Genomic DNA, 20,917 nt, shown 5'->3' with positions numbered 1-20,917 from the left:
TGAATCTGATGCAAAATTAATAAATGATATATCTTTTAAACTTTCTCCTGTTGTTGAAAAACTATTGCTGCAACGGGGGATTCGCTCGTCTAGGGAAGCGGAAAAGTTTTTATTCCCATCTTTGGACGATGTTCATCCACCTGAAAAGATCCAATGGATGGATAAGGCAGCCACGCGTGTAAGAGAAGCAATTGAACAAAATGAAAAGATTTTAGTTTACGGTGACTATGATGCAGATGGTGTCACTTCTACAGCTGTTCTCATTAAGGCTTTGGAAGAGCTTGGAGCAAATTGTTCCTATTACATACCAAATCGATTTACAGAAGGCTATGGACCGAATGAAGAAGCTTTCCGCCAAGCTTATGCTAACGGGTTTACAGTGATCATTACGGTGGATAATGGAATTACAGCTGTTCACGAAGCGGATGTGGCAAAAGCTCTTGGCGTTGACCTTATTATTACCGATCACCACGAGGCACAGAATGAACTCCCTGATGCTTATGCAATTATTCATCCCGCTCTCTCTGAGGATTATCCATTTAAAGAATTGGCTGGAGTAGGGGTTGCATTCAAGTTCGCTCAGTACTTACTTGGGTTTTTTCCGAAACATCTGCTCGGGTTTGTAGCGATTGGAACGATTGCCGATCTAGTTTCGTTAACGGATGAAAACCGAGTACTATCCTATTACGGACTGAAAGAATTAACAATAAGCAATACACCGGGAATTTCAGCATTAAAACAGATCTGCAAAATCGAAGGAAATGTGACAGAAGAAGATGTTGGTTTTAAAATGGGACCACGCTTGAACGCAGTTGGAAGGCTGCAGGATGCCGGTCTTGCCGTTGAACTTCTACTGACGGAGTTCCAAGAGGAAGCCCAAGAACTCGCTGAAGAAATAGATCAGTTGAATCAGGAAAGACAGCGGATTGTAGAAGTGATAAGAAAAGAAGCAGAGAAAATGGTAGACCCAAGCAAGTTCGGTGTTATGATTGTATATAAGGAAAATTGGAATGAAGGTGTATTGGGAATTGTTGCTTCTAGACTTGTGAAGCAATTTGATCGCCCAGCAATTGTATTGAACTTTAATCCAGAAACGAATGAATTAAAAGGTTCCGCAAGAAGTATTCCAGCTTTTGATCTATTCACGAATTGCATGAAAGTTCGCCATCTATTTTCAAAGTTCGGTGGGCATGCTCAGGCAGCGGGGATGACAATCCCTCTTGAGAATGTTGAAAAAATTCAGGAAGCACTTGACGGATATATGAAAGAGCAACTGACGGAAGAGGACTGCAAAGAAGAAATTATAATTAGTGGAGAAGTGGAAATCGCTGAGATAAACGAAGGGTTAATCGATGAAATCAAACGTTTGGCACCATATGGTATGGGGAATCCGAAACCTGTTTTCAAGATCGAACATATTCCTGCTGAAGGAAGGCAGATTGGAAGCAAGAAAAACCATTTAAAATTGCAATTCCGCGAAGATGGAAAGCTTTTGGATGGAATCGGGTTTGGATTTGGAAATCTTTATTATGCAATTTCGCCGAACACCCCTCTACAAGTAGTCGGGGAGTTAGGAATCAATGAATGGAATGGCAACCGTAAACCCCAGATTATGATTCAAGACATGCGAATAGAGGAATGGCAGCTATTCGATTATCGTGGCAGAAAAAATGTTGATTTCAGCTTTTTGGCAAATGAAGAAGTTATCGCTGTTTCGGAAAATCCGCTGGAATATAGCTTTATTCCCACAATCAGCTATGAAGCGAAAGACCAGGAATTACAGAAAGTTCCCCACCTGATTTTGTGTACACTGCCAGCTCGATTGAATGACTTAATTCAACTCATCCAGAAGATACAACCAGTTAATATTTATGCTTGTTTCCAATTAAATGACAGTGCCTATTTAAAGACATTTCCAACAAGAGAAGACTTTGTCTGGTTATATGCACTGTTTCATAAGCGTAAAACAATCGACATGAAGCGGGAAATCCAGTCCATCATGAAAGTAAAGTCTTGGTCTAAAGAACATATTGTTTTCATGCTGCGTGTTTTTTCCGAGCTTGAATTTGTTAGGATGGATAATGGAGTAGTTCATGTCAATCCAACCCCGGAGAAAAAGGATTTGGAAGCTGCTGATGTGTATCAGGAAAGGTTACGACAGTTAGAGATTGAACAGCAATTGTATTACTCCAATTATGAGGAGTTTAAAAACTGGTTTACACCATATATAAATTACCTTGAAACGGAAAAGTCCAAGGAGGAAATGATAAATGGATTATAATAAATATATTGAAATTGTAGATGACTGGCCGAAAGAAGGGATTTCTTTTAAGGATATTACCCCGCTCATGGCTGATGGTGATGCATTCCGCGCAGCAGTAGATGATATTGTTGAGTTTGCCAAAGAAAAAGAAGTAGACGTTATCGTCGGTCCGGAAGCAAGAGGATTTATTATAGGCTGCCCTGTTTCTTACGCGCTAGGCCGCGGATTTGTACCTGTTCGAAAAAAAGGCAAGTTGCCTCGTGAAGTGATTCAAGTAAACTACGGTCTGGAATACGGTGAGAATGTTCTAGCTATCCATAAAGATGCGATTAAATCAGGCCAGCGGGTTCTTATTACAGATGACTTACTTGCGACAGGTGGAACAATCGAAGCAACAATTAAACTTGTCGAAGAGCTCGGCGGAGTAGTAGCAGGCTGCGCATTCCTTATTGAGTTGAGCTATTTGAATGGCATTGATAAATTAGAAGGATATGAAGTTCTATCTTTGATAACGTACTAATATACACATCAGGTCTGGCTATATATTGGTCAGACCTCTTCTAATATATCCCCAAATTCGATCTTGTTCTTGTTTTTTCACCGTAATTATAGACAGTGGACGAATAAACGCATATAATGGAAGTTATTTAAAAGGATAATTATTAAGGAAACTTCCTTATCTACAGATAAGTCAAACAATTTTAGATAGTTGATAAAGGTGATTAAATGGCAAAAGATGAAGTTATAACAATTGAACAATTAATGGACAGGGCAAGTGAATATTTATCAACGGACGATCTAACCTTTATTAAACGCGCCTATGAATATGCAAAAAAATCCCATGAAGGCCAATTTAGAAAGTCAGGAGAACCGTATATCGTCCACCCTGTCCAGGTTGCTTGGATACTTGTTGATCTGCAAATGGATGCGGAGACCATTGCAGGTGGATTTTTACATGATGTCGTTGAGGATACTGAGACGACGCTGGAAGAAATTGAAGGAGAGTTTAATGAGGAAGTTGCTTTGCTTGTCGATGGTGTAACGAAACTTGGGAAAATCAAGTACGAGTCCAAAGAAGAATTACAAGCGGAGAACCACCGCAAAATGTTTGTTGCAATGGCAAAAGACATTCGGGTCATTCTCATTAAGCTTGCGGACCGTCTGCATAATATGCGGACATTGAAGCATTTACCACCACATAAACAACGGCAAAAAGCGAATGAAACAATCGAAATATTTGCCCCGCTTGCTCACCGTCTCGGAATTTCAACGATTAAATGGGAATTGGAAGACACCGCGCTACGGTACCTAAACCCGCAGCAATATTACCGCATCGTACAATTAATGAAACAGAAGCGAGAACAGCGTGAAACATATATTGAGGAAGTCATCAAGCAATTATCGATTCAACTGGATGAAGTCCATATTGAAGCGGAAATGTCCGGTCGTCCGAAGCATCTATATAGTATTTATCAAAAAATGGTGAAGCAAAACAAGCAATTTAATGAAATCTATGATCTGCTCGCTGTGCGGATTATTGTAGACAGTATTAAAGATTGTTATGCTGTGCTCGGTATTATCCATACAAACTGGAAGCCGATGCCTGGAAGATTTAAAGATTATATTGCGATGCCAAAACAGAACCTTTATCAATCCTTGCATACGACTGTTATCGGTCCGAAGGGTGATCCGCTTGAGGTGCAGATCCGGACAAAGGAAATGCATGAAATTGCAGAGTACGGGATTGCTGCACATTGGGCATATAAAGAAGGTAAACAGGCGAAGAGTGGTTCAGGCAGTTCATTTGAAGAGAAATTATCTCTGTTTCGGGAAATACTAGATTGGCAAAGCGAAACCCATGATGCGGAAGAGTTTATTGAGTCATTAAAAATCGACTTATTCTCTGATATGGTCTATGTTTTCACACCTAAAGGCGATGTGGTTGAACTCCCTTCAGGGTCTGTGCCAATCGACTTTGCCTATAAAATCCATACGGAAATTGGTAATAAAACGATTGGGGCCAAAATTAACGGAAAAATGGAACCCCTTGAATATAAATTGAAAAATGGCGATATTGTTGAAGTGATGACCTCGAAACATTCTTATGGTCCATCGCAGGATTGGTTGAAAATCGCAAAAACTTCACAAGCGAAAAGCCGAATCAAACAGTTTTTCAAGAAACAACGCCGGGAAGAAAATATTATCAAAGGGAAGGAAGCTGTCGAACGGGAAATCCGTGCGCTCGACATTCTTCCAAAAGAAGTATTAACCGAAGAGAATTTGAAACGAGTTTGTGAGAAATTCAGCTTTACGAATGAAGAAGATCTTTATGCAGCGGTCGGCTATCAAGGAATTACAGCAGCACTTGTAGCTACAAGGTTAACAGATACGATACGGAAAGATAGAGAAAAAGAAGAAAGTGTTAAAAAGATACTTTCCGAGGAATCGGCTGAAAAGACGAAAAAGAGAGCGCATCGTAAAGATTCAGGTGTTCGGGTAGAAGGAGTAGAAAACTTATTAGTACGTTTAGCGAAATGTTGTAACCCTGTACCAGGTGACGAAATCAGAGGTTATATTACGAAAGGACGGGGTGTGTCCGTGCACCGAGCCGACTGTCCGAATATCGATACGGAAGAAGCGAAGGAACGATTTATAGACGTATCTTGGGAAGACGATTATACAGACACGAAGCATTACTATGTCGATTTGCAAATTTCAGGATATGATCGTCAAGGAATGCTTAATGAAGTGCTTCACGCTGTAAGTGAAATGAAGACAAATATTACCCATGTGAATGGGCAAACGGATAAGAATAAAATGGCTGTCATTCATTTGACAATTCTTATTCAAAATACGGGTCATTTAAGAAAAATTGTTGGCAGATTAAAGAAAATCCCAGATGTATACTCTGTAACAAGAACGATCAACTAGTTGTAAAGTAAGGAGAAATAGTGAAATGAAAGCAGTAATTCAACGCACAACCAATGCATCCGTAACCATAGATGGTTCCGTCGTAGGTGAAATCGATCACGGTCTCGTCGTATTGCTTGGGGTGACACATGAGGATACCGAGCAAGATGTTAATTATTTAGTGAATAAAATCATCAATTTGCGTATATTTGAAGATGAAAATGAAAAAATGAATTTGTCTTTAAAAGATGCGGAAGGAAGCATTTTGTCAATTTCGCAGTTTACGTTATATGCGGACACGAGAAAGGGAAGAAGACCAAGTTTCGTTCATGCGGCAAAGCCTGACGTGGCTAATCGTCTATACGAAAGTTTTAATGAAGCACTGCGGCAGGAAGGTATCCATGTAGAAACCGGTGAGTTTGGTGCTATGATGGACGTTAACCTAACCAACAACGGTCCAGTCACTATCCTAATCGACAGCAAAGATAAATAAAAAGAAGCAGGGATATGTAATAATTTGCATCCCTGCTTCTTTTTTTGGTTATTCGGTGTCTGCGAAATAACGCTGCAGACCGTTGATAATACCGGTCACCATTTTCTTTTGATATCCCGTGCTATGTAATAGCTCATCGCTCTCTTCATTGGATATAAACCCGAGTTCAAGCAATATACCAGGATTAAACGTTAGGCGGGTGACATATAAATCTTGATTAGAAATTCCTCTATCTTTTTCATTTGTTTCCTTAATAATTTCATCATGGACATAAGTTGCAAGCGATTCATATTGATCATGATAATAGAAAGACTCAATACCTGAAACACTTGGAACTTCAGGGAAACTATTGTAATGGATACTTAAGAAAGCATCCGTATTGATAACGTTAGCTAAGCTGGAACGGCTTTCTAGAGGGATGAATTCATCATTCTGTCGAGTCATAACGACTTCTGCTCCAAGTGCCGTCAATTCCCTTTCCAACTCTCTAGCCGTCAAGTAGGTAATGTCCTTCTCGTAGGATCCGCTAATACCAATTGCTCCGACATCTCTACCGCCGTGTCCCGCATCAATTATAATGGTTTTACCCCGCAGACTAGTGTTCCGGTTACCGGTTTGTTCAATATAATCTCGTAGAACAAAACCTGATACCTTATCATTTGTAATCTCCAGCCAATTTTCCGTTTCCGAGACAACTTCAAATTCTTCATCCTTATCGGTAAATGCAACAATATCAGAACCGGGAGAAGCTTCTTCTCTTAGATGGGTTCCATCTTGCTGAATCGTCACAGTAGACAAGGAAGGTTCTTCTAATTTTTCCTCCTCTTCTTTTGTTTCCTTAACTGGATCGTCCTCTTCATTTATCGTCACAAACTCTTTTGTAATCCAACCTTCCGAATCGGCATATTGAATTTTTATCCACTCGTCCGTTTCTTCAAGGATTTCATATTCATCCCCGCTGTTAACTTGTCCGATACGATCGAAATCTGTACCAGGTCCAGTTCGGACATTCAATTTATCTTCTTCGATCATTGCATTTTTTGCAAAAGCCGTTGAAGTAAGTAATAAAAGAAATGTGAAAGAGAGGATGATAATCTTTCTGAAAGACAAATTTGTTCCTCCAATCTATAAGTACAGTCTATAGTAGTATTCTAAAGTATAATAAATTTTTGTGCTAGTGGCAAAGCTAACGGTGCAGCAATCAATGCGATTGAAATTTGCTGCAGACATCATAACAGAGAAATCAATGGGAAGACAGGCACAGCAAGATGCCCTGCGCACAAAAATATGCTAAGTTGCATGAAAAACTTAACAGGACCTGGCGCTACAACGATTCGTACTGGTATCCGTCTTGAGGCGTTAAGAAATGGCTGCGGTGTTATTTAAAGGTAAATCATATGATTTAGGAATGGAACAACCACACCTAGAACAACCGAACCTATGGTGATAAAAAGGATGGTTCCGACTAGCGGTAGATACCATTTTCTAATTTTGAGTTGGAGCCGATAGTTCAGACCCCACATTGCTAGGAGAAAAATAAGGTATAGGAAATCGATAATTCCAAAGTTGGGGACTGGCCCTGGTTCGCTAATATTTATTAAGAGACCAAATGCAACAAAACCAACCAGTCCGAGTAAGAGCCAATTGACAGCATGCACGACAATTTCATAAATAGTAACATTAGTTCTCATTAAATCTCCACCCTAGTAATTTGTAGTGTAATCCTTTTCAATATACATTTTATGACCTGTTCGAAGGGGTGAAAGGGCCTGGTGTCAATACACTCCGTAATGGAATCCGTGGTAAAGCTTTTCTGGATGGTTGCGGGCTTATCTAATAAAAACGTCGTATATGAATGGTATGCCTACATCCAGGAAGAGATGGCGACGTAAAGGACAGTTCCGGCTATTGGTAGAATCCATTTTTTTCTCTTTAACTGGAGCCAATAATTGAATGCCCACATTGCAGTCAGGAAAGCAATGGTGATAAATGCAATCATGTCAGAGGTGGGGTTTTGGTTTGGGCTAATGTTTACCACAGAGAAAAAGGCGAGAATACCGATACATCCGAGCAAGAGCAAATTAACAGCATGCACGATAATTTCATAAATAGTATCATTGTTGTTTTTCATTAAATCTCCACCCCCGGTTATTTAATGTGTAATCACTTACAGAGTACTATAAATAACCTTCATGAACAATAGGAAAGTGTCTTATATAAATAGACGACTTACGTAATTGGGAACACGATTATAGAGGGCCGCGAAGAAGGACTGGATCAAAACATCAGTAAATAAAAATTAAGATGTTGTTCTTATACAATCGTTCTTGACAATTTTCTTGGAACAGCTTATGATTATAATCATTCAAATAAGCTACGAATAAATAGACAATACCGTTGATGGAAAAAGTAATTGGAAACTAGGTAAAGCAGAGAAGAGATGTCACTGGCTGAGAGCATTTCTATACGATAGTCCAATGAAAGACATTCCAGAGGATATAGACCGAAAATTAGAGTAGGGATATACGTAGACAGGCGTTAACTGTGTGTAGAGCGGATGTATTTACATCAACTAGGGTGGCAACGCGGGCAAAAATCCCGTCCCTTATTTTTATAAGGGACGGGATTTTTATATATTTTTTCGAGGAAATAAATTTGTAGAAAGTAAAGGAGGAGATGGTGTTGAGTATGAATGCACCACGAGGAACGGTTGATATTTTACCGAAAGATGTCAAAGCTTGGCAATATGTTGAAGAACAAATTAAGGAAATCTGTAAGAGATATCATTATAAAGAAATCCGTACTCCTGTCTTTGAGCATACAGAAGTGTTCCAGCGCGGAGTTGGTGATACGACGGATATTGTCCAGAAAGAAATGTACACGTTTGAGGACCGCGGCGGGAGAAGTTTAACGCTAAGACCTGAAGGAACAGCTGGCGTCGCCCGGGCCTATGTGCAAAATAAGCTGTATGGAGATGTGAATCAGCCAGTTAAACTTTATTATTTTGCAGAAATGTTCCGTTATGAGCGCCCGCAAAAGGGTAGAATGCGTCAATTGAATCAGTTCGGTATCGAAGCGCTAGGCAGTGCGGATCCCGCTATTGATGCGGAAGTGATTGATTTAGCAATGACGGTTTATCAATCATTAGGATTAACTTCCTTGAAGCTTGTCATTAATTCCCTAGGTGATAAAGAAAGCAGAGAGAAGCACCGTCAAGCATTGATCGACCACTTCACTCCGCATAAAGAAGAGCTATGTGCCGACTGTCAAGTCCGCCTCGAGCAAAATCCGTTACGTGTCCTCGATTGTAAAAAGGACCGGGACCACCCGGCAATGGGAACAGCACCATCGATTCTTGACTTTTTGAACGAAGAATCGAAAACGTATTTTGAGGAAGTAAAAGGGTACTTAGATGCGATGGGAATTGACTATGTCATAGATCCTACCTTAGTTCGCGGGCTGGATTATTATAACCATACGGCTTTTGAAATCATGAGTGATGCAAAAGGATTTGGAGCGATAACAACACTTGCTGGTGGTGGAAGGTACAACGGAATGATCGAGGAGTTCGGTGGGCCAACTACACCTGCTATCGGTTTTGGAATGGGCTTGGAGCGTCTTCTGATGGCCCTTGAAGCTGAAGGGGTTGAAATACCGGACACGGACAAATTAGATTGTTACGTCGTTGCTGTTGGTAAGGAAGCGGAACAAGCAGCTGTTCGCCTAGTTCATGACCTGCGTGCAAATGGTGTGCAAGTTGATAAAGACTATCAAATGCGGAAGATGAAAGGCCAATTGAAAGCAGCGGACCGTTACGAAGCTAAATATGTCCTAATCCTTGGTGAAGAAGAGGTAAGCAACAATACGGTAACAGTAAAGGAAATGGCTACGGGTGAACAACAAGTTCTACCGATGGAAAATATAGTTGATACGCTGACAGGGAAATTAACAGGAGGTAGTAAGTAAGATGACAAGAATTTATGCCGGAACAATAAATGAAGAGCATATCGGTCAAACAATTCTGCTCAAAGGTTGGGTGCAAAAGCGCCGCGACCTTGGTGGATTAATTTTTATTGATTTACGTGACCGATCAGGTGTTGTGCAAGTAGTATTCAATCCAGATGAATCAGCAGAAGCACTCCAGATCGCTGATACAATTCGTTCAGAATATGTGGTGGAGATTTCAGGGAAAGTTGTCGCACGTGAAGCAAGTACCGTCAATTCATTGATGAAAACCGGGAAAATAGAAGTCGTTGCTTCTTCTGTAGAAATTTTAAATAAATCCAAGAATCCACCATTTATGATCAAAGATGATACGGACGTTGCGGAGGATTTACGGTTGAAATATCGCTATCTTGATCTTAGACGTCCGGGCTTGCAGGAAACGATTAAATTACGTCACCAAACAACACAGGCAATCCGGAACTTTTTAAACAATGACGGATTCCTTGAAATGGAGACACCGATTTTAACGAAAAGTACTCCAGAAGGTGCTCGAGACTATCTCGTGCCAAGCAGGGTCCATCCAGGGGAGTTTTACGCCTTGCCACAATCTCCGCAGCTGTTTAAACAATTAATTATGATGAGTGGTTTTGAGAAGTATTACCAAATTGCCCGCTGTTTCCGTGACGAGGACTTACGTGCAGATCGTCAGCCTGAATTCACTCAGATTGATATTGAGACTTCTTTCCAGACAAGCGATGATATTATGGCGATGACCGAAAAAATGATGCAATATGTTATGAAAGAAGTTAAAGGAATTGATATTACGTTACCGTTTCCGCGCATGTCGTACGATGATGCGATGAATCGCTTTGGTTCGGATAAACCTGATACGAGATTCGGTATGGAAATTATCGATGCTTCACCTATTTTCAAAACATCCGAATTCAAAGTGTTTAAAGGGGCGATTGAAAATGGAGGAAGTGTGAGACTGTTGAACGTGAAAGGTGAAGCAGCTAATTTCTCCAGAAAAGATATTGATAAGCTGGCTGAATATGTTGATGTATACGGTGCTAAAGGACTTGCATGGTTGAAAGCGGAAGGAGCAGAGCTAAAAGGACCAATTGCCAAATTCCTAACTGAAGAGGAAAAGGCACAGTTGATAACAGAGGTTGAAGTTACAGATGGAGACTTATTATTATTCGTTGCGGACAAGAACCAGGTTGTTTTTGACAGTTTAGGTGCATTGCGTCTAAAACTTGGAAAAGAGTTGGATTTAATCGATCAGTCGATTTACAATTTCCTATGGGTAACAGACTGGCCATTGCTTGAGTATGACGAAGAACTTGACCGTTTCTTCGCAGCACACCACCCATTCACTTCTCCGGTAGAAGGTGAGCTCGATAAATTATTGACAGAACCTGAGAATGTGCGTGCGAACGCGTACGACCTTGTCTTGAACGGATATGAATTAGGAGGAGGCTCCATCCGTATTTATCAAAAAGAAACTCAGGAAAAAATGTTCCAAGTTCTTGGTTTTTCAGAAGAAGAAGCACAAGAACAATTCGGATTCTTAATGGAAGCTCTTGAATACGGTGCACCTCCACATGGGGGTATTGCTTTAGGGCTTGACCGGATTATCATGCTGCTTGCCGGCCGTTCAAACTTACGTGATACAATCCTGTTTCCTAAAACGGCCTCGGCTTCAGATCTATTAACGGAAGCACCAGGCGGAGTAGCGGAAGAACAGCTGAAAGAATTATCGATTCAACTTAGAAAACAAAAAGATTAATCAAAACGATTTGGTTATCATTTGATAATTCTAAAAAGCTATGTTAATATAAATTTACAATCAAAAGAATATCAAAAAATCCTGATGTGTGCGTCCATACGAAGTATTTTGACCGAACACCAATTGATAGGGAGCCTGGAAGTTTCCATCCTGCCATACCGTCTACTGCAGACAATATCAGCAGTTTGGAACAGGGCACCCACCTGCTAAAAGCGGGATCAAAACTTTTAAATGGACGGCACGATCGGGATCTCGTACATAATAAAAAGCGTAACGGCCATAGCCGTTACGCTTTTGGTTTTAGTTTGATGAAGGGTTAGCTAGTTGTTCAAGGTTTCCATTCTTATCCATTCGGAAACTCGGGGAGGTGAAGGATCGTTCATCTTTTAAAACGGTCATTCTTCTCGCCCGGTCCATGATCTGAATAAACGTCTGGTAATCATCCTGGATTGTTTCCAGTTGTTTTTCCGTCTGTTTCAATTGCTTCTCAAGCTTCGTAATTTCATCTTTTAATTGTTCGTTTTCTGTTAATGCTGCTTCTGTTGTCGCTTTTGACTGGTTAGAAACATAGTAGTCCTGTTTTACTTCATTCAAGAATGTGAGAACCATATCAAATGTAATGTCTTCCGTAACTTTTCTGTCAGCTACTATTTCCCTGCTTTGATTTGGTTGTTTCGGAGCAGGTGAGAAATTTTGTTTTGCTTGCTTTCGTTTTAGTTCTTTCCGTTGCCGTTTTGCTAAATCAATCGCATTGATATATTTATTACGAACTTCAGCATTCCATCTGAATCCACAGGCAGCAGAAGTCCGGTTTAATTTATCCCCAACTTCTTCAAACGCATTCAGTTGTGTACTTCCTTCCCTAATATGCCGCAACACGGTTTCTGCCAGCAATAGATCATCCTCATGGGACCAGGCGTCTTGTCTCACTTTGGCCATTTTATCCAACTCCTTTTTCTAGGCAAAACAATAGATTATCATGTTGCTAGTTATTATTGCCTCAAGAAAAAAGATTTATACGTCATTCTTTGGAAAACTCATTTCACGTTCGATTTTTTCATAGACATGTTTCATTGCTTTCTCAAATTTACCAGTATCTTTAGGCTCATAATATCTCTTGTTTTTAATCCGGTCCGGTAAATATTGTTGCGCGACCCATGCCCCGTCATAATTATGCGGATACTTATATTCGATTCCTCTGCCTAAATCTTTTGCACCTTTATAATGACTATCTTTTAGGTGTGAGGGAATGTCACCGCTTTTCCCACTACGCACGTCAGCGAGAGCGCCGTCGAGAGCTTTGTAGGCTGTATTGGATTTAGGAGAGAGGGCAAGTTCTACAATTGCAACAGCTAATGGAATCCTTGCTTCCGGAAACCCGATTCTTTCCGCGGCCTGTACAGCGGCAAGTGCACGTGGTCCTGCTTGTGGATTAGCTAACCCAATGTCTTCATACGCGATAACAAGCATTCTTCTTGTGATACTATCCAAGTCGCCTGCTTCAATTAATCTAGCTAAATAATGAAGAGAAGCGTTCACATCGCTCCCGCGGATCGATTTCTGGAATGCTGAGAGCACATCATAATGCGCATCCCCTCCCTTATCATGGGAAAAACTTTTCTTCTGCATACATTCTTCCGCAGCTTCCAGTTCAATGACAATTACATCATCCGCATTTGGTGGAGTTGACATTGCCGCAAGTTCTAGACCATTCAAGGCTGCGCGCATATCCCCGTTGGAGCTTTGAGCAAAATGATCGAGCGCTTCCGGAGTCATTTCAATGTCCATCTCACCTAATCCACGTTCTTTGTCCTCGATTGCCCGAAGTAATGCTGTTTTTACATGTTCAGGTTCCAGGGATTCGAGTTCGAATAAATGACATCTACTTCGGATAGCCGGGTTGATGGAATGATAGGGATTGCTTGTTGTACAACCAATCATCGTAATGAGATTTGTTTCAAGGTGAGGGAGGAGAAAGTCCTGTTTCGCTTTATCTAAACGGTGGACTTCATCCAAAATAAGTACAAGATTTCCACTTAACTTTGCCTCTTCAACAACGATTTCCATATCTTTCTTTTTATGTGTCACTGCATTCAATAATCTCACTTGAAGGCCTGCTGTTTTGGCGATGGCAAACGCAGTAGAAGTTTTCCCAGTACCTGGTGGGCCGAACAGAATCATGGATGCAAGCATATTCGCTGTTACCATACGTTGGATTAACTTCCCTTCTCCAACTAGATGTTCCTGGCCAATAACTTCATTGATATGAGTTGGTCGCATTCGTAGTGCTAATGGTTGTTGTTTCATAACTACCGTCCTTTATTAGTCGTTATTCTTTTTATGATATATCAATTTGTTAGCTATCCTAATAATTCTCCCTTAAAAGTAACCGAAAGAAACTACTGATTGCTTTCATACAGCGTAAGTGTCTGCTCTTTCACTAATTAAGGCGCTCTAATCGCCGTTCAGTTGCCCGGTGGACGGATGCTTTCCGCGGGCACAGCTGGAGCCTCCTCGGGCTACCGCCCTGCGGGGTCTCCAGACTCGTGCTTTTCCCGCAGGAGTCACCGTCCACCGGGCAACTGAACTGGTAAGATGATTATTATTGATAGCATTTATTCTAGTCCCATGTCACGATAGAAATAATATCTGTGGAATAATAAAGAGTGATCTAAATTGGGCTTTCCCTCGGAGCAGTCCAGACACCTCGAGACTCCTGCAGGAGGAAAGGCATAGGTGAGACCCCGCAGTACGCAAAGCGTACGAGGAGGCTCACCAGCCGCCTGCGGAAAGTGAGAGGTGTCTGGACTGCGAACCTCCAGGTAAGAGTTGCACTTACGCTGTATGAAAGTGATTACTAGTCATTTTGAAAAAATTTATTTAAATGATGTGTCTAGGTATATACTTTAAAGTCACTGAGCACTGGATAAGGCTGATTTTGTTTTCTGTTTTTAAGTATAGAAGTTGCACTATATATAAAGCTTAGACTTGAAATTAGAGAAATGCAAGAGAGAGACGGTTCATGTTATAATAGCAAATAGTATAATATGTATGACTTGAATTCAAGCTAATTGATAGACAATAGAAAATTTATTACGTATAGTAATGATTTAATGTAAAGAGGTGCAAAGTTAAAATGAAAGTAACAACAAAAGGAAGATATGGACTTACAATTATGATAGAACTTGCAAAGGAATATGGGCAAGGTCCCAAATCATTGAAATCGATCGCTCATGAAAACAATTTATCTGAGCATTATTTGGAGCAGTTGGCTGCACCTCTTCGAAATGCAGGATTAGTTAGAAGTGTAAGAGGAGCCTACGGAGGCTACAAACTTGCAAAAGAACCGACAGAAATTACTGCGGGAGACGTAATTCGGGTGCTTGAAGGTCCAATCACACTCGTTGAAGGAATAGAAGAAGAGAAGCCTGCCCAACAAGCATTATGGCTGAGAATCCGTGATGCCATCCGTGGGGTGCTAGATCATACAACTCTAAAAGATTTAGCAGATTCTGGTGATAATAATAAAGAAGAAGCCTATATGTTTTACATCTAACAGGAAGGAAGGGTATTCACACCATGGAAGCAATATATTTAGACCATGCCGCAACTACACCGATGGATAAGAAGGTTGCAGAAGTAATGACAGCCATCTATCAAGAAACTTATGGGAACCCTTCAAGTGTTCACTCACAAGGAAGAAAAGCAAGGAAGCAATTAGATGAAGCAAGACGACTCATAGCTTCTAGTATCGGTGCCAATGAAAAGGAGATTTACTTTACAAGTGGTGGCACAGAAGCGGATAATCTAGCATTGATTGGAACAGCCCTTGCCAACCGGGAAAAAGGCAACCATATTATAACAACAGCGCAAGAACATCATGCCGTTCTTCATACCGCAGAATATTTGGAAACCCTCGGATTTGAGATAACCTATCTACCGACAGATGAGTCTGGCCGTATTTCTCCTGAAGTAGTGGAAGCAGCATTGCGAGAAGATACAATACTTGTTTCCATTATGTTTGTAAACAATGAAACTGGAGTGATTCAGCCGATTAAGGAAATTGGTGCAGTGTTACAAGGACATCACACTTATTTCCATACGGATGCTGTTCAGGCGTATGGCTTATTAGAACTTGATGTGGATGAGTTAGGTATCGATTTACTAACCACTTCCGCTCATAAGATTAATGGTCCAAAAGGAATTGGTTTTCTCTATGCACGTGATTCGGTTATGATGCAAAACTTGATGTTCGGCGGGGAACAGGAGAGAAAACGTCGGGCAGGTACAGAAAACGTTGCTGCCATCGTCGGCTTTAAAGAAGCTGTTCAACTGAACATTGATGAGCGAGAAGCAAGAAACCTTGCCTACGAGCAGTATAAAGCACAATTTATTGAACAGCTTAAATCTGAAGGAATTGATTTCTCCTTGAATGGGGATCAGGAACATGCAATCAGCACGATTGTCAATATTAGTTTCCCTGGTACAAACGTGGAACAAGTACTGACAAATTTAGATTTGGAAGGAATTGCTGCCTCAAGCGGAAGTGCTTGTACAGCTGGAAGCGTGGAACCATCCCACGTATTGAGTGCAATGTTTGGTGATGATAATCCATGCACGACAAACTCGATCCGTTTCAGTTTCGGAAGTGCGAATACAGAGGAAAATGTAATCGAAGCGGCAAAGCGAGTTGCGAAAATAATTAAACGGTTAACAAAACAAGGAAAGTGATTAAAATGAATGAAAATAAAAACACACGTGTCGTAATCGGTATGAGTGGTGGTGTTGATTCATCGGTTGCCGCTCTGCTTCTGAAAGAGCAAGGCTATGACGTTGTCGGGATTTTTATGAAAAATTGGGATGATACCGATGAATTTGGTGTCTGCACAGCAACTGAAGATTTCGATGATGTCGTTCGCGTATGTAATCAGTTAGATATTCCTTACTATTCGGTCAACTTTGAGAAGGAATATTGGGATAAGGTATTCACCTATTTCCTTGATGAATACAAAGCAGGACGTACCCCAAACCCCGATGTCATGTGTAACAAAGAAATTAAGTTTAAAGCATTCCTCGATCATGCAGTGTCTCTAGGTGCAGACTATCTTGCAACTGGACATTACGCACAAGTAAGACGCGATAATGGAAAAGTTGAGTTGCTACGTGGAGTGGATGAGAATAAAGATCAGACGTATTTCCTGAACCAGCTATCTAGTGACGTTTTAGCGAAAGTAATGTTCCCATTAGGGCATTTACAGAAGTCAAAAGTACGCGAGATTGCTCTTCAGCATAATCTCGCAACAGCTACGAAGAAGGATTCTACCGGAATTTGCTTTATTGGGGAGCGTAACTTCAAAGAATTCTTAAGTGAATATTTACCAGCACAACCTGGTGAAATGCAAACTCTTACTGGTGAAGTGATGGGTACACATGATGGATTGATGTACTATACGATCGGACAACGGCAAGGACTTGGAATCGGTGGGCCAGGGGAGCCGTGGTTTGTTGTCGGCAAAAACTTGGAAGAAAATGTTTTATATGTAGAACAAAGCTATGGAAATGATTATTTATATTCGGATTCATTAATCGCAACCGATCTGAATTGGATCAATCCGGAAGAAATTAAGAGTTCGTTTTCCTGTACTGCCAAGTTTAGATATCGTCAAAAAGATAGCAAGGTTAATGTCACCATACTTGAGGACGGAAAAGTCCATGTTGAATTTGCGGAACCACAGCGAGCAATTACACCAGGCCAGGCAGTTGTATTTTATGACGGTGAAGTATGTCTTGGTGGAGGAACGATTGATAAAGTAATTAAAAATGAACAACATCTTGATTATGTAGGTTGAGTTAGGGGATTATTCATGGATAAGAATAGAGAAGCAATCCAGATGATGCAGGAAGGAAAATATGAAGAAGCAGCAAAGTTATTTAATGAATTGATTGAGGAGAACCCAAATGAACCATTGGGCTATATCAATTTTGGAAACCTCTTAGTAGAACTTCAGGAAGCGGAACGGGCGGAGCGGTTCTTTTTGAAAGCAATCAGTTTGGATGACACAGCTGCCACTGCTTATTATGGACTTGGCAATCTATATTTTAAACAGGAACAATTTGAGAAAGCGAACAACTATTTTCAGCAGGCATTGGATAAAGGACTCGAGGATGCTCATTTATATTATTTGATCGGTCTTTCTTTACAGTACCAGGAACAATTTAAATTAGCATTACCTTATTTATTGCGGGCGACAGAGTTGGCTGAGGATGAAATTAATTACCGTTTCCAATACGGGCTTTCGCTCGCCCAAGGGGAACTTGTCGATGAGGCGAAGACAGTCTTCCAAGAAGTGATTAAAATGGATGAGGCACATAGCGATGCCCATTATAATTTAGGTGTCATTGCCGTATTCAACGAAGATGCCGAACAAGCCCTCAAGCATTTCAATCAAGCTCTAAAAGAGCAACCGGACCATTATTTAGCTGCGAACGGAAAGAAACAAGTGGAACAATTTTTGGAAAATCAATAATCAACATTAGCACGTAAAAAATCAAAGCAGTTCGATCTTATCAAGTACGGAAAATTTAGCGACGAATACGACGAGACATGATTTTTTAACAGATAGATGAACGACTGCATCCATTCAGCGTAAGTGTGTGCAACTTACTTCTGGAGGTCCGCAGTTCAGACACCTCTCGCTTTCCGCAGGCGGCTTCGGCTGTGCCCGCGGAAAGCATCCGTCCACCGGGCAACTGAACGGCGATTAGAGCGCTTAACTAAAGGAACAAACAAAGATACTTACGCTGAATGAACGTAATATGCAGATTCTTGGTGAGTGGATTGCGGGTTTTCTTGAATTTTTAAGGTTTAGCTAACTGTTTCAGGCGGCGAAAGTTGAGTCAATAAAGAACGAAACGAGCGTGTTTAAGTATGGAAGATAAGCAACGAAATGAAAAAGGATATATTCGCGGCAGACTTCTTTATACAATTTTTCACAATGAAGATGAGAATTTTGCAATCATAAAAGTTAAAATAGAGGATACGAACGAAGATTATGAAGAGAAAGAGATTGTTGCTAAAGGTTACTTCTCTCATTTGACAGAAGAGCATTCTTATTATTTTCACGGTGTCTTTGAGCAACATCAAAAGTTCGGTATCCAGTACCGCGTCGAATCCTATCAAACCTATATCCCTGATACGAAGGAAGGCTTGATTTCTTATTTGTCCAGTGACTTGTTTTATGCAATTGGTGAAAAAACAGCTACTCGGATTGTTGATAAATTAGGAATGAATGCCATCTCCCATATTTTAGAAGACCCGGAATGCTTGGATGGAATTCCGGGTCTTAAAAAACAAACAAGAGAACAATTACATAAAAGTTTAGAAGAACATCAAGGCTTTGAACGAGTTGCAATCACGCTTTCGAGCTACCAGATCAGTCTTAAAATGGCCCAGCGAATTTATCAGCGATATAAGGAAGAAGCTATTCATAAGTTATATGATGATCCATATCAATTTGTTTTTGACATTGAAGGCTTCGGTTTCCAGTCAGCTGACCAGATTGCACGAATGAACGGACTATCTATGGACCACCCGAACCGGATTGGTGCAGGCTGTATTTTTGTACTGCAAAAAAGTATTCAAGATGGCCATGTCTACTTACCATATGACCAATGCGTGCGAGAAATGATTCAAGTACTAGGCTTCGAACTGACTGAACAGATCATTCAGGAACGGTTGGAGCAATTGAATACCGAGAAAAAAATTATTATTAGTGAAGGAAATATTTATTTACCTTCTTTATACTATGCTGAGGACGGTTTTGCCGCCCATATTAGTAGAATTATGAATAAAAAAATTGAAAGTGAAACAACGTTAGCTGAATTAATGAAGATAACTGGGGAAATTGAAGAAGAAGAAATTCTAAGCTACGGGAAGGAACAATTTGATGCAATCGAAAAAGCGTTACAATCAAAGGTAATGATTCTTACTGGCGGGCCTGGCACAGGCAAAACAACGGTAATTAAAGGAATTGTAAAAGCTTATGCAACGATTCATGATCATTCCCTTGATATTGATGATTATGAGAAAAAGTCAGATTTTCCTTTTGTGCTTACAGCTCCAACTGGCCGGGCTGCTAAACGATTAAAAGAGTCTACAGGCCTGCCATCCTCGACCATCCACCGGTTGCTCGGTTGGGACGGAAAAGATGGCTTCGAAAAAAATGAACAAGAGCGTCTATCAGGGAAATTTCTAATTGTTGATGAATTTTCGATGGTCGATACTTGGCTTGCCAATCATTTATTTAAAGCAATTCCAGATGATATGCAAGTGCTGTTAGTTGGGGATGAAGATCAGCTACCATCTGTCGGTCCTGGCCAAGTACTTTCTGATTTGCTTTCAAGTGGTAAAATACCGATTGTGAGACTGCATGAAGTATACCGGCAAAAAGAAGGTTCTAAGATTATTGAACTTGCTCATGAAATAAAAAATAACGAGATAACAGATGCATCGCTTCAAAAAGCGAATGATTTCAGTTTCATCCCGGCGAGTAATCGACAAATTGTAGAAGCAATCACAATAATATTCAAGCATGCGCTGGAAAAAGGAATCGATACAAACGCTATTCAAGTGCTTGCCCCTATTTATAAAACGGAGGCTGGAATTAATCGCATCAATGAGGAAATCCAACAACTTCTAAACCCGAAGACAGATAAAACACGGGAAATGAAAGTAATGGATGTAAGTTACCGAGTAGGGGATAGGGTAATCCAATTAGTCAACCAACCGGAAGACGGTGTATTCAACGGAGATATAGGAGAGATTGTCGCGATCTTTTTCGCAAAAGAAAATAAAGAGAAGAAAGAACAAATTGTTATTGCTTTTGAAGAAAAAGAAATTGTTTATGAGCGGCAGGATTTCGGGAATTTCATGCATGCTTATTGTATCTCCATTCATAAATCCCAAGGCAGTGAGTTTCCGATTATCATTTTACCAGTCATTTCATCGTACCATCGGATGCTTCGGAAAAATTTATTATATACAGCGATAACAAGAAGTAAAGAATCCCTTATTATTTGTGGGGATATGTCAGCATTTTTGCGGGGTGTTACGACGATGGACACGAATCAGCGCTACACATCCTTAATTGAACGGCTAGAGAGCCGGCTAGAGGAAGAACAAGAACTGCCAAATTTTATCTCAGATGAGGAAAAAGAACTGAATCCTTATGATTTTATGTAAATAGAAGTATATTCATTTTCTCTTTCGGTTAGGCTATAAATAGAAATTATAGCTAGGAGATGATGAAATGATGCAATGTCCAAATTGTAAAGGGAAAAATCTTGGAAAAATAGGAATCCAATTATATTATTGCTGGTCTTGTTATTTGGAACTAGTAGTCAAAAAGGATAAATTCCATATTCACCAAATCGAAGTCGATGGTAGTGTAAGCCCGCTTAATGATTTGTTTTCAGAGGAAGAGAGAACAATCACGGAAGATAAGTTACTGTCGTGACG

At 40.4% G+C, this 20,917-nt stretch carries 17 protein-coding genes, 1 other RNA gene and 1 other annotated feature; of the genes, 13 read left to right on the top strand and 5 right to left on the bottom strand.

The genetic code is table 11. The features are described 5' to 3' along the window. The 4 genes from recJ to dtd form a co-directional block, all read left to right on the top strand. Window positions 1-2,281 (top strand): single-stranded-DNA-specific exonuclease RecJ (gene recJ, locus WKU33_RS12325; RefSeq protein WP_340454861.1); only part of this gene is annotated, 2,281 nt, incomplete at its 5' end. Continuing rightward, window positions 2,271-2,783, top strand: coding sequence for an adenine phosphoribosyltransferase (locus tag WKU33_RS12320; RefSeq protein WP_336251357.1), 513 nt, complete (start codon window positions 2,271-2,273; stop codon window positions 2,781-2,783). The genes recJ and WKU33_RS12320, both read left to right, overlap by 11 nt. A 206-nt stretch (window positions 2,784-2,989) precedes the next feature. After that, window positions 2,990-5,194, top strand: coding sequence for a RelA/SpoT family protein (locus WKU33_RS12315; RefSeq protein WP_340454858.1), 2,205 nt, complete (start codon window positions 2,990-2,992; stop codon window positions 5,192-5,194). A 25-nt stretch (window positions 5,195-5,219) separates the two neighbouring features. Continuing rightward, window positions 5,220-5,666 (top strand): D-aminoacyl-tRNA deacylase, encoded by a 447-nt coding sequence (gene dtd / locus WKU33_RS12310; protein ID WP_156856268.1) that lies wholly within the window; start codon window positions 5,220-5,222, stop codon window positions 5,664-5,666. 48 nt (window positions 5,667-5,714) lie between these two features. Here the strand turns inward: dtd and WKU33_RS12305 are convergent, their stop codons facing one another. The 3 genes from WKU33_RS12305 to WKU33_RS12295 form a co-directional block, all read right to left on the bottom strand. Continuing rightward, the gene (locus WKU33_RS12305; RefSeq protein WP_188856574.1) at window positions 5,715-6,776 is read right to left on the bottom strand and encodes an N-acetylmuramoyl-L-alanine amidase; all 1,062 of its coding nucleotides are present in this window, start codon (window positions 6,774-6,776) and stop codon (window positions 5,715-5,717) included. 272 nt (window positions 6,777-7,048) lie between these two features. Further along, window positions 7,049-7,357, bottom strand: a complete 309-nt coding sequence (locus WKU33_RS12300) for a hypothetical protein (RefSeq protein WP_340454854.1) — start codon at window positions 7,355-7,357, stop codon at window positions 7,049-7,051. A 173-nt stretch (window positions 7,358-7,530) separates the two neighbouring features. Next, entirely contained in the window at window positions 7,531-7,797 is a 267-nt protein-coding gene (locus WKU33_RS12295; protein ID WP_156856265.1) for a hypothetical protein, read from the bottom strand. Between the two features lie 257 nt (window positions 7,798-8,054). Beyond that, window positions 8,055-8,275: a binding site (T-box leader), on the top strand. Between the two features lie 73 nt (window positions 8,276-8,348). Here WKU33_RS12295 and hisS point away from each other — a divergent pair. The 3 genes from hisS (at window position 8,349) to ssrS (ending at window position 11,655) form a co-directional block, all read left to right on the top strand. Then, a complete protein-coding gene (gene hisS / locus WKU33_RS12290) occupies window positions 8,349-9,632 on the top strand; it encodes a histidine--tRNA ligase (protein WP_188856568.1) in 1,284 nt (427 codons plus the stop codon). A 1-nt stretch (window position 9,633) separates the two neighbouring features. Beyond that, on the top strand, window positions 9,634-11,400 hold the full coding sequence (gene aspS / locus WKU33_RS12285) for an aspartate--tRNA ligase (protein WP_156856263.1): 1,767 nt from the start codon (window positions 9,634-9,636) through the stop codon (window positions 11,398-11,400). A gap of 75 nt (window positions 11,401-11,475) precedes the next feature. Then, window positions 11,476-11,655: non-coding RNA, 6S RNA (ssrS, locus tag WKU33_RS12280), on the top strand. Between the two features lie 45 nt (window positions 11,656-11,700). On the opposite strand, the gene WKU33_RS12275 is transcribed toward ssrS, so the two are convergent. Next, window positions 11,701-12,339 (bottom strand): RsfA family transcriptional regulator, encoded by a 639-nt coding sequence (locus WKU33_RS12275; RefSeq protein WP_188856566.1) that lies wholly within the window; start codon window positions 12,337-12,339, stop codon window positions 11,701-11,703. Between the two features lie 75 nt (window positions 12,340-12,414). Then, on the bottom strand, window positions 12,415-13,707 hold the full coding sequence (locus WKU33_RS12270; RefSeq protein ID WP_188856565.1) for a replication-associated recombination protein A: 1,293 nt from the start codon (window positions 13,705-13,707) through the stop codon (window positions 12,415-12,417). A gap of 829 nt (window positions 13,708-14,536) precedes the next feature. Here WKU33_RS12270 and cymR point away from each other — a divergent pair. The 6 genes from cymR to WKU33_RS12240 all read left to right on the top strand — a co-directional run bounded on the left by cymR (window position 14,537) and on the right by WKU33_RS12240 (window position 20,915). Beyond that, window positions 14,537-14,956: a cysteine metabolism transcriptional regulator CymR gene (cymR, locus tag WKU33_RS12265; RefSeq protein ID WP_188856564.1), complete on the top strand. Its 420-nt coding sequence runs from the start codon at window positions 14,537-14,539 to the stop codon at window positions 14,954-14,956. Between the two features lie 23 nt (window positions 14,957-14,979). Next, the gene (locus WKU33_RS12260) at window positions 14,980-16,131 is read left to right on the top strand and encodes a cysteine desulfurase family protein (protein WP_340454849.1); all 1,152 of its coding nucleotides are present in this window, start codon (window positions 14,980-14,982) and stop codon (window positions 16,129-16,131) included. Between the two features lie 5 nt (window positions 16,132-16,136). After that, window positions 16,137-17,249, top strand: coding sequence for a tRNA 2-thiouridine(34) synthase MnmA (gene mnmA / locus WKU33_RS12255; protein ID WP_188856562.1), 1,113 nt, complete (start codon window positions 16,137-16,139; stop codon window positions 17,247-17,249). Between the two features lie 15 nt (window positions 17,250-17,264). Then, window positions 17,265-17,927 (top strand): tetratricopeptide repeat protein, encoded by a 663-nt coding sequence (locus WKU33_RS12250; protein WP_340454846.1) that lies wholly within the window; start codon window positions 17,265-17,267, stop codon window positions 17,925-17,927. Window positions 17,928-18,328: 401 nt separating this feature from the next. Continuing rightward, window positions 18,329-20,641, top strand: a complete 2,313-nt coding sequence (gene recD2, locus WKU33_RS12245; protein ID WP_188856560.1) for an SF1B family DNA helicase RecD2 — start codon at window positions 18,329-18,331, stop codon at window positions 20,639-20,641. Window positions 20,642-20,708: 67 nt separating this feature from the next. After that, a complete protein-coding gene (locus WKU33_RS12240) occupies window positions 20,709-20,915 on the top strand; it encodes a hypothetical protein (RefSeq protein ID WP_156856255.1) in 207 nt (68 codons plus the stop codon). Window positions 20,916-20,917: the final 2 nt, after the last annotated feature.

The sequence above is a fragment of the Oceanobacillus sp. HCA-5259 genome (assembly GCF_037892815.1).
GTDB lineage: Bacteria > Bacillota > Bacilli > Bacillales > Amphibacillaceae > Oceanobacillus > Oceanobacillus indicireducens.
The sequence above is the reverse complement of the archived record's forward strand: the minus strand, read 5'-3'. Positions and strand labels throughout refer to the sequence as shown.